This is a genomic window from Agrococcus beijingensis (assembly GCF_030758955.1).
GTDB lineage: Bacteria > Actinomycetota > Actinomycetes > Actinomycetales > Microbacteriaceae > Agrococcus > Agrococcus beijingensis.
This window is the reverse complement of sequence record NZ_CP132360.1, coordinates 1,872,509-1,885,868: the sequence shown is the minus strand read 5'-3', so window position 1 is coordinate 1,885,868 and position 13,360 is coordinate 1,872,509. Positions and strand designations below refer to the sequence as shown.

At 71.3% G+C, this 13,360-nt stretch carries 12 protein-coding genes; 8 read left to right on the top strand and 4 right to left on the bottom strand.

What is annotated here, in order from left to right; translation table 11 throughout:
• Nucleotides 1-78 precede the first annotated feature (78 nt).
• The 3 genes from Q9250_RS09070 (at nucleotide 79) to Q9250_RS09060 (ending at nucleotide 3,813) form a co-directional block, all read left to right on the top strand.
• Entirely contained in the window at nucleotides 79-1,749 is a 1,671-nt protein-coding gene (locus tag Q9250_RS09070; RefSeq protein WP_306231548.1) for an ABC transporter substrate-binding protein, read from the top strand.
• Nucleotides 1,750-1,873: 124 nt separating this feature from the next.
• Nucleotides 1,874-2,878, top strand: a complete 1,005-nt coding sequence (locus tag Q9250_RS09065; protein WP_306231546.1) for an ABC transporter permease — start codon at nucleotides 1,874-1,876, stop codon at nucleotides 2,876-2,878.
• Between the two features lie 23 nt (nucleotides 2,879-2,901).
• A complete protein-coding gene (locus Q9250_RS09060; protein WP_306233968.1) occupies nucleotides 2,902-3,813 on the top strand; it encodes an ABC transporter permease in 912 nt (303 codons plus the stop codon).
• Between the two features lie 432 nt (nucleotides 3,814-4,245).
• Here Q9250_RS09060 and Q9250_RS09055 read toward each other — a convergent pair whose 3' ends face one another.
• Both Q9250_RS09055 and Q9250_RS09050 read right to left on the bottom strand, forming a co-directional pair.
• Nucleotides 4,246-5,889, bottom strand: coding sequence for an ABC transporter ATP-binding protein (locus Q9250_RS09055; RefSeq protein ID WP_306231544.1), 1,644 nt, complete (start codon nucleotides 5,887-5,889; stop codon nucleotides 4,246-4,248).
• Nucleotides 5,890-5,926: 37 nt separating this feature from the next.
• Nucleotides 5,927-6,865 carry an NADP-dependent oxidoreductase gene (locus Q9250_RS09050; RefSeq protein WP_306231543.1) on the bottom strand — a complete coding sequence of 313 codons (939 nt, stop codon included), beginning with the start codon at nucleotides 6,863-6,865 and terminating at the stop codon, nucleotides 5,927-5,929.
• A 117-nt stretch (nucleotides 6,866-6,982) separates the two neighbouring features.
• Here Q9250_RS09050 and Q9250_RS09045 point away from each other — a divergent pair, with 117 nt between their 5' ends.
• The gene (locus Q9250_RS09045) at nucleotides 6,983-7,708 is read left to right on the top strand and encodes a DUF998 domain-containing protein (RefSeq protein WP_306231542.1); all 726 of its coding nucleotides are present in this window, start codon (nucleotides 6,983-6,985) and stop codon (nucleotides 7,706-7,708) included.
• Here Q9250_RS09045 and Q9250_RS09040 read toward each other — a convergent pair whose 3' ends face one another.
• Nucleotides 7,709-8,452 carry an alpha/beta hydrolase gene (locus Q9250_RS09040; protein ID WP_306231541.1) on the bottom strand — a complete coding sequence of 248 codons (744 nt, stop codon included), beginning with the start codon at nucleotides 8,450-8,452 and terminating at the stop codon, nucleotides 7,709-7,711.
• Entirely contained in the window at nucleotides 8,452-9,048 is a 597-nt protein-coding gene (locus tag Q9250_RS09035) for a YqaJ viral recombinase family protein (protein ID WP_306231540.1), read from the bottom strand. The genes Q9250_RS09040 and Q9250_RS09035 overlap by 1 nt, the downstream gene beginning before the upstream one ends.
• A gap of 71 nt (nucleotides 9,049-9,119) precedes the next feature.
• Here Q9250_RS09035 and Q9250_RS09030 point away from each other — a divergent pair, with 71 nt between their 5' ends.
• The 4 genes from Q9250_RS09030 (at nucleotide 9,120) to rplJ (ending at nucleotide 13,338) form a co-directional block, all read left to right on the top strand.
• The gene (locus Q9250_RS09030) at nucleotides 9,120-10,115 is read left to right on the top strand and encodes a phosphotransferase enzyme family protein (protein WP_306231539.1); all 996 of its coding nucleotides are present in this window, start codon (nucleotides 9,120-9,122) and stop codon (nucleotides 10,113-10,115) included.
• Between the two features lie 93 nt (nucleotides 10,116-10,208).
• A complete protein-coding gene (locus tag Q9250_RS09025) occupies nucleotides 10,209-10,952 on the top strand; it encodes a response regulator transcription factor (protein WP_306231538.1) in 744 nt (247 codons plus the stop codon).
• Between the two features lie 28 nt (nucleotides 10,953-10,980).
• On the top strand, nucleotides 10,981-12,552 hold the full coding sequence (locus Q9250_RS09020; protein WP_306231537.1) for a sensor histidine kinase: 1,572 nt from the start codon (nucleotides 10,981-10,983) through the stop codon (nucleotides 12,550-12,552).
• A gap of 267 nt (nucleotides 12,553-12,819) precedes the next feature.
• Nucleotides 12,820-13,338 (top strand): 50S ribosomal protein L10, encoded by a 519-nt coding sequence (rplJ, locus tag Q9250_RS09015; protein WP_306231536.1) that lies wholly within the window; start codon nucleotides 12,820-12,822, stop codon nucleotides 13,336-13,338.
• Nucleotides 13,339-13,360 lie beyond the last annotated feature (22 nt).

Here is a 13,360-nt window from a genome sequence, read left to right as displayed (position 1 = left end):
ACTAGGTTGACAGCTACGCATGCTCGCCGCTGAGCCGCGGGCCGTGCGAACAGTCCCTTCCAGGAAAGGTCCAAGACCGTGAATCGATCCGCAAAGCGACGGCTGCTCGCAGGCCTCGCCGGCGGCGCAGCGCTCGCGCTCGTGCTCACCGGCTGCGTGCAGAGCCAGCGCGACCCCGGCACCACCGGCAGCGCGGCCCCCGAGGGCGACGTCGACTCGACGTTCGTCTTCGCGTCCTCGAGCGACCCGTCGGGCCTCGACCCGGCGTTCGCCTCCGACGGCGAGACGTTCCGCATCTCCCGGCAGATCTTCGAGGGCCTCGTCGGCGTCGAGCCGGGCACGGCCGACCCGGCGCCGCTGCTCGCGACCAGCTGGGAGCCGAACGACGACGGCAGCTCCTACACGTTCCAGCTGCAGGAGGGCGTCACCTTCCACGACGGCACCGAGTTCAACGCCGAGGCCGTCTGCGCGAACTTCGACCGCTGGTACAACTGGACTGGCCTGACCGCCACCGAGAGCCTCTCCTACTACTACGGCTCGCTCTACGGCGGCTTCGCCGGCGACGAGAACGCGCTCTACGAGTCGTGCTCGGCCGACGAGGATCTCGTCGCGACCGTCAACCTGACGCGCCCCTTCTCGGGCTTCATCGCGTCGCTCTCGCTGCCCGCCTTCGCGATGCAGAGCCCCGCCGCGCTCGAGGAGTTCGGCGCCGACGAGGTCGGCGGCTCGGAGGAGGCGCCGGAGTACAGCCAGTACGGCGAGGCGCACCCCACCGGCACCGGCCCGTTCACGTTCGAGTCCTGGGCGCCCGGTGAGCAGGTCGTGCTGCAGGCGAACCCCGACTACTGGGGCGACCAGGGCCAGGTGCAGGAGATCGTCTTCCGCGTGATCGACGACTCGACCGCGCGCCGCCAGGCGCTCGAGTCGGGCGACATCGACGGCTACGACCTCGTCGCGCCGGCCGACACCGCCGCCCTCGAGGACGCCGGCTTCAACGTCATGCAGCGCGACCCCTTCACGGTGCTCTACCTGGGCTTCAACCAGACGGTGCCCGAGCTGCAGGATGTGCGCGTGCGCCAGGCGATCGCCCACGCGATCGACCGTGAGGCGCTCACCACGCAGGTGCTGCCCGAGGGCACCGAGGTGGCCACGCAGTTCATCCCGCCCGTGGTCAACGGCTACAACGACAGCGTCACCGACTACGAGTACGACCCCGCACGAGCGCAGGAGCTGCTCGCCGAGGCCGGCTACCCCGATGGCCTGACGCTGACGTTCAACTACCCGGTGAACATCTCCCGCCCGTACATGCCGAACCCCGAGGAGATCTTCTCCACGCTGTCGACGCAGCTCGAGGCGGTCGGCATCACGGTCGAGCCCGTCTCGGACGAGTGGACCGACTACCTCGACCGCATGCGCGGCACGGCCGACCACGGCATCCACCTGCTCGGCTGGACCGGTGACTACAACGACACCGACAACTTCGTCGGCGTCTTCTTCAACGGCTACTCGAACGAGTGGGGCTTCGAGAACCCCGAGCTGTTCTCGGCGCTCTCCGAGGCGCGCCAGCTGCCCGACATGGATGCTGCAGGCGATGCCTACCAGGAGATCAACGAGCAGATCGCGCAGTTCGTGCCCGGCGTGCCGCTCGCGCACCCGGCGCCGACGCTCGCGTTCGACGCGCGGGTGACCAGCTACCCGGCCAGCCCCGTCAACGACGAGGTGTTCAACATGATCGAGCTGAGCGAGTAGCCTCGACGCTCATCACCCGGATGCCGTGGGTCCCCTTCGACCCACGGCATCCGGCACGAGCGCCCTCGGTCGCTCACCGGGCGCAGCCGCGCCCGCCCCTGTCCCACCACCCGGAGAGACCCACGTGCTGAGAACCATCGGCAAGCGCCTGCTGCTGCTGATCCCGACCCTGTTCGGCCTGACCGTGCTGCTCTTCTTCTGGGTGCGCGCGCTGCCCGGCGGGCCGGCCGCGGCGCTGCTGGGGGAGCGCGCGACGCCCGAGGCGATCGAGCGCATCAACGAGGCCTACGGCTTCAACCGCCCGCTGCCCGAGCAGTACCTCACCTGGCTGGGGCGCCTGCTGCAGGGCGACTTCGGCAACTCGATCGAGACCCGTCGACCGGTGCTCGAGGAGTTCGCGAACCGCTTCCCGGCGACGGTCGAGCTGGCCGTGCTGGCGCTCATCATCGCCGTCGGCATCGGCGTGCCGCTCGGCTACTGGGCCGCGCGCAACCATGGGCGCCTCATCGACCACCTGTCGGTGACCGGCAGCCTCATCGGCATCACGATCCCGGTGTTCTTCCTCGCCTTCATGCTGAAGTGGGTGTTCGCGGTGCAGCTCGGCTGGCTGCCCTCCACCGGCCGCCAGGATCGGAGCGTCGATGCGACGCATGCGACGGGCTTCTACGTGCTCGACGGGCTGCTCACGGGCGAGCTCGACGCCGCCTGGGACGCCATCGTGCACCTGACGCTGCCGGCGCTCGCGCTCGCGACGATCCCGCTCGCCATCATCGTGCGCATCACGCGCGCCTCGGTGCTCGAGGTCGTGAACGCCGACTACGTGCGCACCGGCCGCGCCAAGGGCGTCTCGTCGCAGGTGATCCGCGACCGCTTCGTGCTGCGCAACGCGATGCTGCCGGTCGTGACGACCATCGGCCTGCAGACGGGCCTGCTCATCTCGGGCGCCGTGCTCACCGAGACGGTCTTCGCGTTCCCCGGCATCGGCAAGTTCCTCGCCGATGCCATCTTCGCGCGCGACTTCCCGGTGCTGCAGGGCTTCGTGCTCTTCATCGCCTTCGCGTACGCGATCATCAACCTGCTCGTCGACATCTCCTACTCGTTCATCGACCCGAGGGTGAGGATCCAGTGAGCGCCGCAGAAGCTCTTCCGACGCTGCCGACGCCCGAGGGCGGCGACCAGGGGCAGGCGCGCCGCTCCGGCAGCTTCTGGGGCGACGTGCTGCGCCGCACGCGCCGCAACCCCGCCGCCTGGGCGGGCGCCATCGTCGTGGCGCTGTTCGTGCTCGTCTCCGTGCTCGCACCCGTGCTGGCGCCCTACCCCGAGCTCGCGACGCCCGGCGCAGGCCTGCGCCTGCCGACCTATCTGCCCGGTCCCGGTGAGGTGGCCGAGTTCCCGCTCGGCATCGACCGCTTCGGCGGCGACGTGCTCTCGAAGCTCATCTGGGGCGCGCAGGCGTCGTTGCTCATCGGCGTCGTGTCGACCTTCTTCGGCCTGCTCGGCGGCATGTTCCTGGGCGCGCTCGCGGGCGCCTTCGGCGGATGGGTCGACACGGTCATCATGCGGGTCGTCGACATCCTGCTCTCGGTGCCGCACCTGCTGCTGGCGGTCTCGATCGCCGCGATCCTCGGCCGCACGCCGCTCGCGGTGATGATCGCCATCGGCGTCGCGCAGGTGCCGATCTTCGCGCGCCTGCTGCGCTCGTCGATGCTCCAGCAGCGCGAGGCCGACTACGTGCTCGCGGCGCGCACGCTGGGGCTCGGCACCGGCCGCATCACCATGTCGCACCTGCTGCCGAACTCGGTCGGGCCGGTCATCGTGCAGGCGACGCTGACGCTCGCGACCGCCGTCATCGATGCGGCGGCGCTGTCGTTCCTCGGCCTCGGCGGCGGCCGCCCCGAGACCGCGGAGTGGGGGCGCATGCTCACCTACGCTCAGGCAGAGCTGGCGATCGCCCCGTGGCTGGCGTTCCTGCCCGGCATCTGCATCATGGTCGCGGCGCTCGGCTTCACCCTGCTGGGCGAGGCGCTGCGCGAGGCGATGGACCCCCGCACCCGCAAGCGCTGAGCGGTGGAGCTGGAGGCAGAGGCCCTTTCGGGCCTCTGCCGCGACCGCAGCTCCGGGGGCCGTCCCGGCCCCCGGTCCTGCTGCTGCCCCGCGACCCCTGAGTGGCGCTTCCTGCGGGTGAGTGGCGCTTCCCGCGGGTGAGTGGCGCTTCCCGCAGGTGAGTGGCGCTCCCGCGGCAGGGAAGGGTTCCGCGGGAAGCGGCCACTCGGGCGCGGGAGTGGCCAACTCAGGGGCGGAGGGCGCCGCTCAGGCGGGGAAGGCGCCGCTCAGGTGCGGAAGGCGCCACTCAGGCGCGGAAGGCGCCACTGAGGCGCGGAAGGCGCCACTGAGGCGCGGAAGGCGCCACTGAGGCGTGGAAGTCGCCACTCAGGCGCGGAAGGCGCCGCTCAGGCGCGGAAGGCGCCAATCGGAGGTGGAGGGCGCTGCGGGCGCTCAGCTCGCGATCTTCAGCTCGTTGCCGGGGATCGACGCGAGCAGCTTGCGCGTGTACGGATCGCGAGGATTCGTGAAGATCTCCTCGCTCGTCGCCGCCTCGACGAGCCGCCCGTTCTGCATCACCGCGACGTAGTCGCTGATGAGGCGCACGACGGCGAGGTCGTGCGAGATGAACAGGTAGCTGAGGCCGAGCTCCTTCTGCAGCTCGCCCAGCAGCCGCAGGATCTGATCCTGCACGAGCACGTCGAGCGCCGAGACCGGCTCGTCGCAGACGATCACGTCGGGGGAGAGGGCGAGCGCGCGCGCGATGGCGACGCGCTGCCGCTGGCCGCCCGACAGCTCCGACGGGTAGCGGCGCGCCATCTCGCTCGGCAGCGCCACCTGGTCGAGCAGCTCGCGCACGCGCTTCTGCCGCTCGGTGCGGGAGCCCTTGCCGTAGAACGACAGCGGCTCCTCGATGATCTTCTCGATCGTGAACATCGGGTTCAGCGACGAGTACGGGTCCTGGAACACCGGCTGCACCCGCTGGCGGAAGGCCTTCTGCTCCTCGCGCGAGAGCGCGAAGACGTCCTTGCCCTCGAACTTCACGGTGCCGCTGGTCGGCTCATAGGCCTTCAGCAGCATGCGGGCGGTGGTGGTCTTGCCCGAGCCCGACTCGCCCACGATCGAGACGGTCTTGCCGCGCGGCACCGACAGGCTCACGTCGTCGACGGCCTTGAAGGGCTCGCGCCGGCCGCGCACGTGGAACTCCTTCGTGACGTTCTCGAACTCGACGATGACGTCCTGCGGCTTCGACGCATCCGCAGCCTCGGTGGCGAAGTCCTCGGGGCGCAGCCGCGCCATCGCGACCGACGGCGCCGCCTTCACGAGCGACTGCGTGTACGGGTGCTGCGGCGACTCGAGGATCTGCTTCGCGGATCCCTGCTCGACCACGCGGCCGCGGTGCATGACCACGACGCGCTGGGCGCGCTCGGCCGCCAGGCCCAGGTCGTGCGTGATGAGCAGCACGGCGGTGCCGAGCTGCTCGGTCATCTGCTGCAGCTGGTCGAGGATCGTGCGCTGCACGGTCACGTCGAGCGCGCTGGTGGGCTCGTCGGCGATCAGCAGCTGCGGCCGACAGGCGAGGCCGATGGCGATGAGCGCGCGCTGGCGCATGCCGCCGGAGAACTCGTGCGGGTACGACTTCGCGCGCTCGGCGGCGTTCGGCAGCCCGGCGGCCTCGAGCGTCTCGATCACCTTCTGATCGACGTCCTTGCGCGTGGCGAGGCCGTGCGCGAGCAGCGTCTCGGCGACCTGAGTGCCGATCCTGGCGACCGGGTTGAGGTTCGACATCGGATCCTGCGGCACGAGGCCGATGCGGCGGCCGCGCACGCCGCGCATGGTCGCCTCGTTCGCGCCGACCAGCTCCTGGCCGTCGAGCTTGATGCTCCCGGCCGAGACGCGGCCGTTGCCCGACAGCAGGCCGATCACCGCCATCGCGGTGGTCGACTTGCCCGAGCCCGACTCACCCACGATCGCGAGCGTCTCGCCCGCGGCGAGCGACAGGCTCGCCTCGTGCACGGCTGTGACTGTGCCGTCCTGGGTCGTGAACTCGACCTTGAGTCCAGAGACCTCCAGCAGCGGCTTCTTCGCGTCGCTCATCCGACCATCTTGCACTGTCGGAGGCCCCGCCGCGCGCTCAGCGCACCTTCAGGACGAGCTTTCCGCGCACATGCCCCCGCTGCAGCTCGGCAAAGGCGTCGTGCACCTGCTCGAGCGGGTAGACGTGCTGCAGCTCGACGCGCACGTCGCCCGCGTCGATGAGGCGCCCGATGATGCCGAGGTTCGAGCCGTCGGACTCCACCTTGACCGAGGAGGCGCGCATGCCTCGACCGGCGGCGGCGGATGCGTAATCGGGCCAGGAGCCGGTGGGCACGTTGAGGTAGAGGCCGCCGTGCTTCAGCGCGTCGAGCGAGCGGGTGCCGGTGTCGTCGGCGACGTTGCCGATGAGGTCGACGACGACGTCGACCTTCTGCACGACCTCCTCGAAGCGCTGCTGGGTGTAGTCGATCACCTCGTCGGCGCCGAGCGAGCGGGCGAAGTCGACGTTGCGGGTCGAGACGGTGGTCGTGACGTGCGCGCCGAAGTACTTCGCGAGCTGCACGGCGAAGTGGCCGACACCGCCGGCGCCGGCGTGGATCAGGATGCGCTGACCGGCGCGTGCCTTCGCGACCCGCACCACCGCATCCCACGCCGTGAGGGCGGCGCACGGCACTGCCGCCGCCGCCTCGAAGCTGAGCGACTCCGGCTTCGGCGCGAGCGCGAGGCTCGGCACCACGACCTGCTCGGCGAAGGTGCCGCGCGTGCGCCAGTGGTTCGCGATGCCGAACACGGCGTCGCCCGGCTGCAGGTCGTGGGCCTCGTACGGCGCCTCGGCGACCGTGCCGGCGACATCGCCGCCGGGGACCCACGGCAGCAGCGGCTCGACGGCCTTGGCGGCTCCCTTGCCGATCACCGTCTTGTAGTCGATCGGGTTCATGCCCGCGGCGTGCACGTCGACGATGACCTCGGTGCCGAGCTTCAGCGGCGCCTCGACCTCGCCGATCTCCACGCTGTCGGTCGGGCCGAACTCTCGCACCAGTACTGCTCGCATCGCACTTCCCTCCGGATCTCCCCGAACGTATCCCACGCATGTGACGGGCGTGTGTCCGGATGACGACATGTGACCGACGGAGCGCGCGACTACAGTCGTGCTGTGCTCCCGCCTCGGATCGCCGACGTCGTCGTCGCGCTGCTCGCCATCGCGAGCCTCGTCGCCGGCGCTGCGGTGATCGGCGATGCGCGGGCGATGTACGAGCGCTTCCTGTACATCTCCGAGCTGGGCGCCCAGCACATGCACTCCGCGGCGCAGTTCCAGGTCGGGTTCGGCCTGATCGTGGTGGGCGTGCTGCTCACCGCCGTGGCGGTGCGCGATGTGCGCACCGAGCTGCCGATCCTGCGGCTGTGGGTGCCGGCCGCGTCGCTCGTCGTCGCGGGGGCGCTCTTCGGCGTCGCCGACGCGGTGCCCTGCTCGCCCGGCTGCCCTAGCCTGCTCGGCCCCGAGGCAGAGCTGCGCGACTGGGTGCACATCATCGCGGCCGTGCTCGCATTCGTCGCGGGCTGCCTGGCCATGCTGCAGTTCGCCACCGCGAGCGATCGCTGGGTGGCTCGCCTGTCGATCGTCGGGGGCCTGGCGGTCGGCATCATCGCCGCGACGGGCGGCATCATCTCGCTCGCGCGAGGCAACACCGACATCGGCTCGACGCTCGAGTTCGTGGCGGCGGGCATCGGCGTCGCCTGGATGATCGCGATGGTCGTCGTGCACACCCTGCCGGTGCTTCGGGCGGATGCCTCCCGGTCGTCGGTGCACGGACGTGCCGGCGGCGCGGTGCCCGCCGCCGCCGCCGCGCTGCACCTGGCGCGCGACGCGGCCCGCGACTGACTACCGCACGCCGACGAGGAAGCTGCCCAGCTGCTGCTGGAACCACGCGAACATCGCGGCCTCGCCGTCGTCGCGGGCGGGGGAGACGAGCATGCGGCAGGCGAGCTCGGCGCGCCACGCCTCGGCGACGTGCAGCGGATGCACGGGGTCGCGGTGGCTGGCCAGCACCACCGTCGGTGCGGCGATGCGCAGCTCGCCGAGCCGGTAGGCGCTGTTGCGCGGGATCTCGAGCAGGCGGATGCGCCGCTCGACCGCGCGCGGCTGGGTGAGCTGCGCCTCGAGCGCGTGGGCGTTCGCGAGCGACTCGTGGGCGATGGCCCGCCAGGCGCCGGAGCGGTGCAGCTCGGCGAGCGCGCGCTGCGGCCGGTAGGCCTCCAGCAGCCGGCCGATCACCGGGAAGACCGCGAGGTTCGCCGGCAGCGGCTCGTCGGTGAAGGCCGGCCGCACGAGCGCGACGCGGTCGAGCGGGAACCGGCCAGAGCGCGCGATGCTCGCCGCGATGGCCGACCCGAGCGAGACGCCCAGGATCGACAGCGGCGTGCCGTCGGCGTGCCGCGCGACCTCGTCGGCGACCTCCGCCGCCATCGCCTCGAGCGCGAAGTCGTCGGGCCCGCCGATGAGCCTGCTGGCGCCGTGCGCACGCAGGTCGGGGGCGAGCACCCGCACGCCGGCGGGCACGGCGCCCTCGAGGTAGGCGCGCATCGCCCCCGAGTCGCTGCCCAGGCCGTGGATGGCGAGCAGCATCAGCGGGCGAGCAGGGAGAGCAGCTGGTCGGCGCGGTCGACGAGCATCGCGATCTCATCCTCGTCGCGCTCCACCCAGCGGTGCTTCGGCCGCCCGATGGGCACGAACTCGAAGTGCTCCTCCCAGACGAAGAGCGTGCGCTCGGCGCCCAGCACGTACTGCTGCCACCAGATCTGCCGCAGGTAGCTCTTGGGGATGCTGTCGAACGGCTTCGACGTCGTCTTGATCTCGGCGAGCACCGTGCCGTCGTCGCTGATGCAGTCGGGGGTCGCGAGGTGGCGACGATCCGGCACCGAGTGGAAGAGCGCATCCGAGGGCGCGAGCGAGAAGTGGTCGTGCACCCAGCGGGCGATGTGCGGCTCGCGGGCTCGTCCGTGGTCGGTGAAGGCGTTGCCGGTGAAGCCTCGCAGGCTCGTCTTGTCGCGCGCGACGGCGGCGATCGAGCGCTGCGTGCTCAGCTTCGCGGCGTCGGTCGCGGTGACTCCGGTGGAGCGGGCCCGCAGCCAGGCGACGCGGTCGCTCGAGTAGGCGAGGATGCGTTCGGTGTGGGTCAGCAGCGACGTCTCCGTTCCGAAGATGTCGAGCTGCAGGTCCACCCGACCATCGTCCCACGCCCTGTCGGCCCCGGCGCCCCACGCTCGCCCGCGTGGCGTGGTGGGATGGCCGCATGAGCATCCCGTACGACCAGCTCGACGACGAGGCGCAGGTCGAGGCGCTGCGCCCTGTGGCGCTGCGCGCGGCCGCAGCCTTCGGGCTCGAGGTGGCGCGCCTCGAGCTGGTGCTGCACGATTGGAACACGACCTTCGCGCTCGACGCCGCCGCCGGCCGGCGCTTCGCGCTGCGCGTCGGCACGAACTCCGCCACCACGGCCCCGCACGCGATCGCCCAGCAGGCGTGGATCGCGGCGGTCGCCGAGCAGACCGACGTGCTCGTGCCGCAGCCGCTGCGCACCCCCGACGGGGACTGGTGCGTCGAGGTCGCGTCCCCGGAGCTCGGGCGTGCGCTGGTCGTGACCGTCGCCTCCTGGCTCGACGGGGAGGACGCCGATGAGCTCGGACCCGACGTTGCCCGCGAGCTGGGTCGGGCGATGGCACAGCTGCACGCGCAGGCCGAGCACTGGCAGCTGCCGCCGGGCGGCACGCTGACCGTGTTCGACGAGCCGCTGTTCGGCGACCGCGACGTGCTCGGCGACGCATCGGGCCTGCGCTCCGACGACCTGGCGGTGCTGGCGGCGGCGCGCGAGCGCAGCGCGGCCGCCTTCGACCGGCTCTATGCCGGAGCAGCGCTGCGGCCGCTGCACGCCGACCTGCACGGCGGCAACCTCAAGTGGCACGACGGCCGCCTGGCGGTGTTCGACTTCGACGACGCCGGACTCGGGGTGCCGGTGCTCGACCTCGCGATCTCCGCGTTCTACCTGCGCGGCGCCGATCCTGCAGTCGAGGCCGCCGTGCGCGCCGGCTACACCGAGGTGGCGCCGCTGCCGGAGTGCGACCCGGCCGACTTCGAGGCGCTCGTCGCGGCCCGGCAGCTGCTGCTCGCCAACGCGTTCCTCTCGATGTCGAACGCCGGCGCGCAGGCACAGGCGCGCGACTACGTCCGCAAGGCGTCCGAGCGCCTGCGGGGCTGGCTCGACACGGGCGTCTTCACGCGCGACGCTGCCTGATCCCGCCGAACGCTCGAGTCGAAAGGAAGTGCACAGGAAGCGCATAGGATGATTCCGGAGCGACGCATAGGAGGTTCTGGCCGAATGGATGGCATGACCGACACCGCTCAGCAGCAGCTGCGGGCACAGCCCCGCCTCACGCGCCAGGATGGCTCGCCCATCCGCATCGTCGTGGTCGACGACGAGCAGAGCCTCGCCGACCTCGTCGCCATGGGATTGAAGTACGAGGGCTGGGAGGTCAAGACCGCCGCCAACGGCCAGCAGGCGCTGCAGGCCGTGCGCGAGTTCCGACCCGACGCCGTCGTGCTCGACATCATGCTCCCCGACATCGACGGGCTCACCGTGCTCCAGCGGCTCCGCTCCGCAGGATTCGACGTGCCCGTGCTCTTCCTCACCGCGAAGGACTCGCTCGACGACCGCGTCGCGGGTCTCACCGCTGGCGGCGACGACTACGTCACCAAGCCGTTCGGCCTCGAGGAGGTCGTGGCGCGACTGCGCGGGCTCATCCGCCGCACCGCAGCGGCCGCCGAGGAGTCGAGCGTGCTCTGGGTGGGCGACCTGATGATGGACGAGGACTCCTACGAGGTGCGCCGCGGCGGCCAGCAGGTCGACCTCACCGCCACCGAGTTCGAGCTGCTGCGCTACCTCATGCGCAATCCGCGCCGCGTGCTCTCGAAGGCGCAGATCCTCGACCGCGTCTGGTCCTACGACTTCGGCGGTCGCGCGAGCGTCGTCGAGCTCTACATCTCCTACCTGCGCAAGAAGATCGACACGCTCGGTCCGCCCATGATCCACACCGTGCGCGGTGTGGGCTACCAGCTGCGCGCCGCTGAGTGAGCCCCCGCTGAGCGAACAGGGATCGCGGATGACCCAGCAGGCAGCGGCGTCCGCTGCCCAGCTGGGCAGACGCATCCAGAACCCCGCCTCGTGGTCGCTCCGGCGCCGCCTGCTGGTGGTCGTCGGCGTGCTCTTCGCCGTGCTGACCGCTGCCGTCGCGATCGCCAGCGTCATCACGATGCGGGTGGTGCTCGAGTCGCGCCTCGACGAGCAGCTGCTGGAGGTCTCGGGGCGCGCCACCGTCTCGGTGCAGCGCGCGCTCAACACCGGCGACCTCGCCACCGTCGACCCGGCGATCACCCCGTCCGGCGCCCTCATCGCGGTGCAGGAGGGCGATGCGCTCGGCACGAACTTCATCATGAACCGGATCGGGCAGCAGTTCGGGCTCTCGGAGCGCGACCAGGAGATGGTGCTGGAGGCGCAGACCGACGCCGTCACCAGCGTGCAGCTGCCCAGCTACGGCGCCTACCGCGTGATCGCCCGCGACCTCGGCGGCGTGCGCGTGATCGTGGGCGTCTCGATGGCCGAGGCCAACCAGACGCTCGCCGCGCTCGCGTTCGTGATCGCCGCCTCCGCCGCAGCGGCGACGGTGCTGGTGCTCATGCTCGGCGACGGCATCATCCGGCAGGCGCTGCGCCCGCTCACCTCGGTCATCGCCACCACCGAGCGCATCTCGCAGCTGCCCCTCGCCTCCGGCGACGCCCAGCTGACGAACCGCGTGCGCATCGAGGATCCGGCCTCCGAGGTCGGCCGCGTGCAGGAGTCGATGAACCGCATGCTGTCGCACATCGAGGAGGCGTTCGACGCCCGCTCGATGAGCGAGCGCCGCGTGCGGCAGTTCGTCGCCGACGCCTCGCACGAGCTGCGCACGCCGCTGGCCGCGGTGCGCGGCTATGCCGAGATCACCCGCAAGCACGACGACGGCCTCAGCCCCGATGCGCGCGAGTCGCTCGGGCGCATCGAGGCGGCGGCCCGTCGCATGCAGGCGCTGGTCGACGACCTGCTGCTGCTCGCCCGGCTCGACGAGGGCCGAGAGCTGGAGCGCGGCGAGGTCGACCTGTCGCTGCTGGTGGTCGAGGCGGTCGCCGACGCGCAGGCCGCGGGCCGCGCGCACCCGATCTCGCTCGAGCTGCCCGAGGAGCCGGTGGTCGTCGCCGGCGACGCGCTGCGCCTGCAGCAGGCGATCGCCAACCTGCTCGCGAACGCCCGCGTGCACACGCCGCGGGGCACCGCGATCGACGTGGCGCTGCGCAGCGAGGGCGACATCGCGGTCGTCGACATCGTCGACGCCGGCCCGGGCATCCCGCCCGAGCAGCAGTCGACCGTCTTCGAGCGCTTCGCGCGCGGCGACCGCTCCCGCTCGCGCGAGACCGGCTCGTCGGGGCTGGGCCTCGCGATCGTGCAGGCGATCGTCGACGCGCACCACGGGGCGATCTCGCTCGCCAGCCAGCCTGGGCGCACCGCGTTCACCGTGCGACTGCCGCTGTGGCAGATCGGCCCCGCGACCGAGGCAGCGGCAGCGCCGGCCGGCCACACCGCGCATCACGGCGATCCGATCCCGGCGTCCGTGCCGGAGCCGCGCACGACGGATGCGCCGTGACCGACCGGCGGCACGCATCCGCCCCCTGCCGGGCACAGCGCCTCGGGTTGCACGGGCAGCGCGCCATGCCGTAGTCTTGCCGCATACCAAAGACCGCTGGTCGTTGGCGTGTGCCCGCAAGGGTGCGCGACAACCGAAGGCTCGCTCGAAGAGCGTCGTCCCGCGCAGGTGGCAACAGGTCCGTCGAGACCCAGAGCTCCGTGCGCGTGCGCCGGAGCTCTTCTTCATGTTCGAACCAGGGAAGCCAGCAACGACGCAAGGAGCACCATGGCGAACAAGGAAGCTGCGGTCGCCGAGCTCTCGAACCTCTTCGAGACCTCGAACGCCGTTCTGCTGACCGAGTACCGCGGTCTCACTGTGGCGCAGCTGAAGACGCTGCGTCGCTCCATCAGTGAGCACGCGACGTACGCCGTGGTGAAGAACACGCTCACCAAGATCGCTGCCAACAACGCCGGTATCTCGGCGTTCGACGAGTCGCTTGCCGGCCCGTCCGCGATCGCCTTCGTGCATGGCGACCCTGTCGCCGTCGCGAAGGAGCTGCGTGCCTTCGCCAAGGCGAACCCGGCGCTCGTGGTCAAGAACGGTTTCTTCGACGGGAACCCGCTCACGGCCGACGACGTCAACAAGCTCGCCGATCTCGAGTCCCGGGAGGTGCTGCTGGCCAAGCTGGCCGGTGCCTTCAAGGCCTCGCTCTTCGGCGCTGCCTACATGTTCAACGCTCCGCTCGCCCAGGCCGTTCGCACGGTCGACGCGCTGCGGGCCAAGCAGGAGTCCGCGGCCGAATAGGCGCGCGGTCTGAACCAGAAAC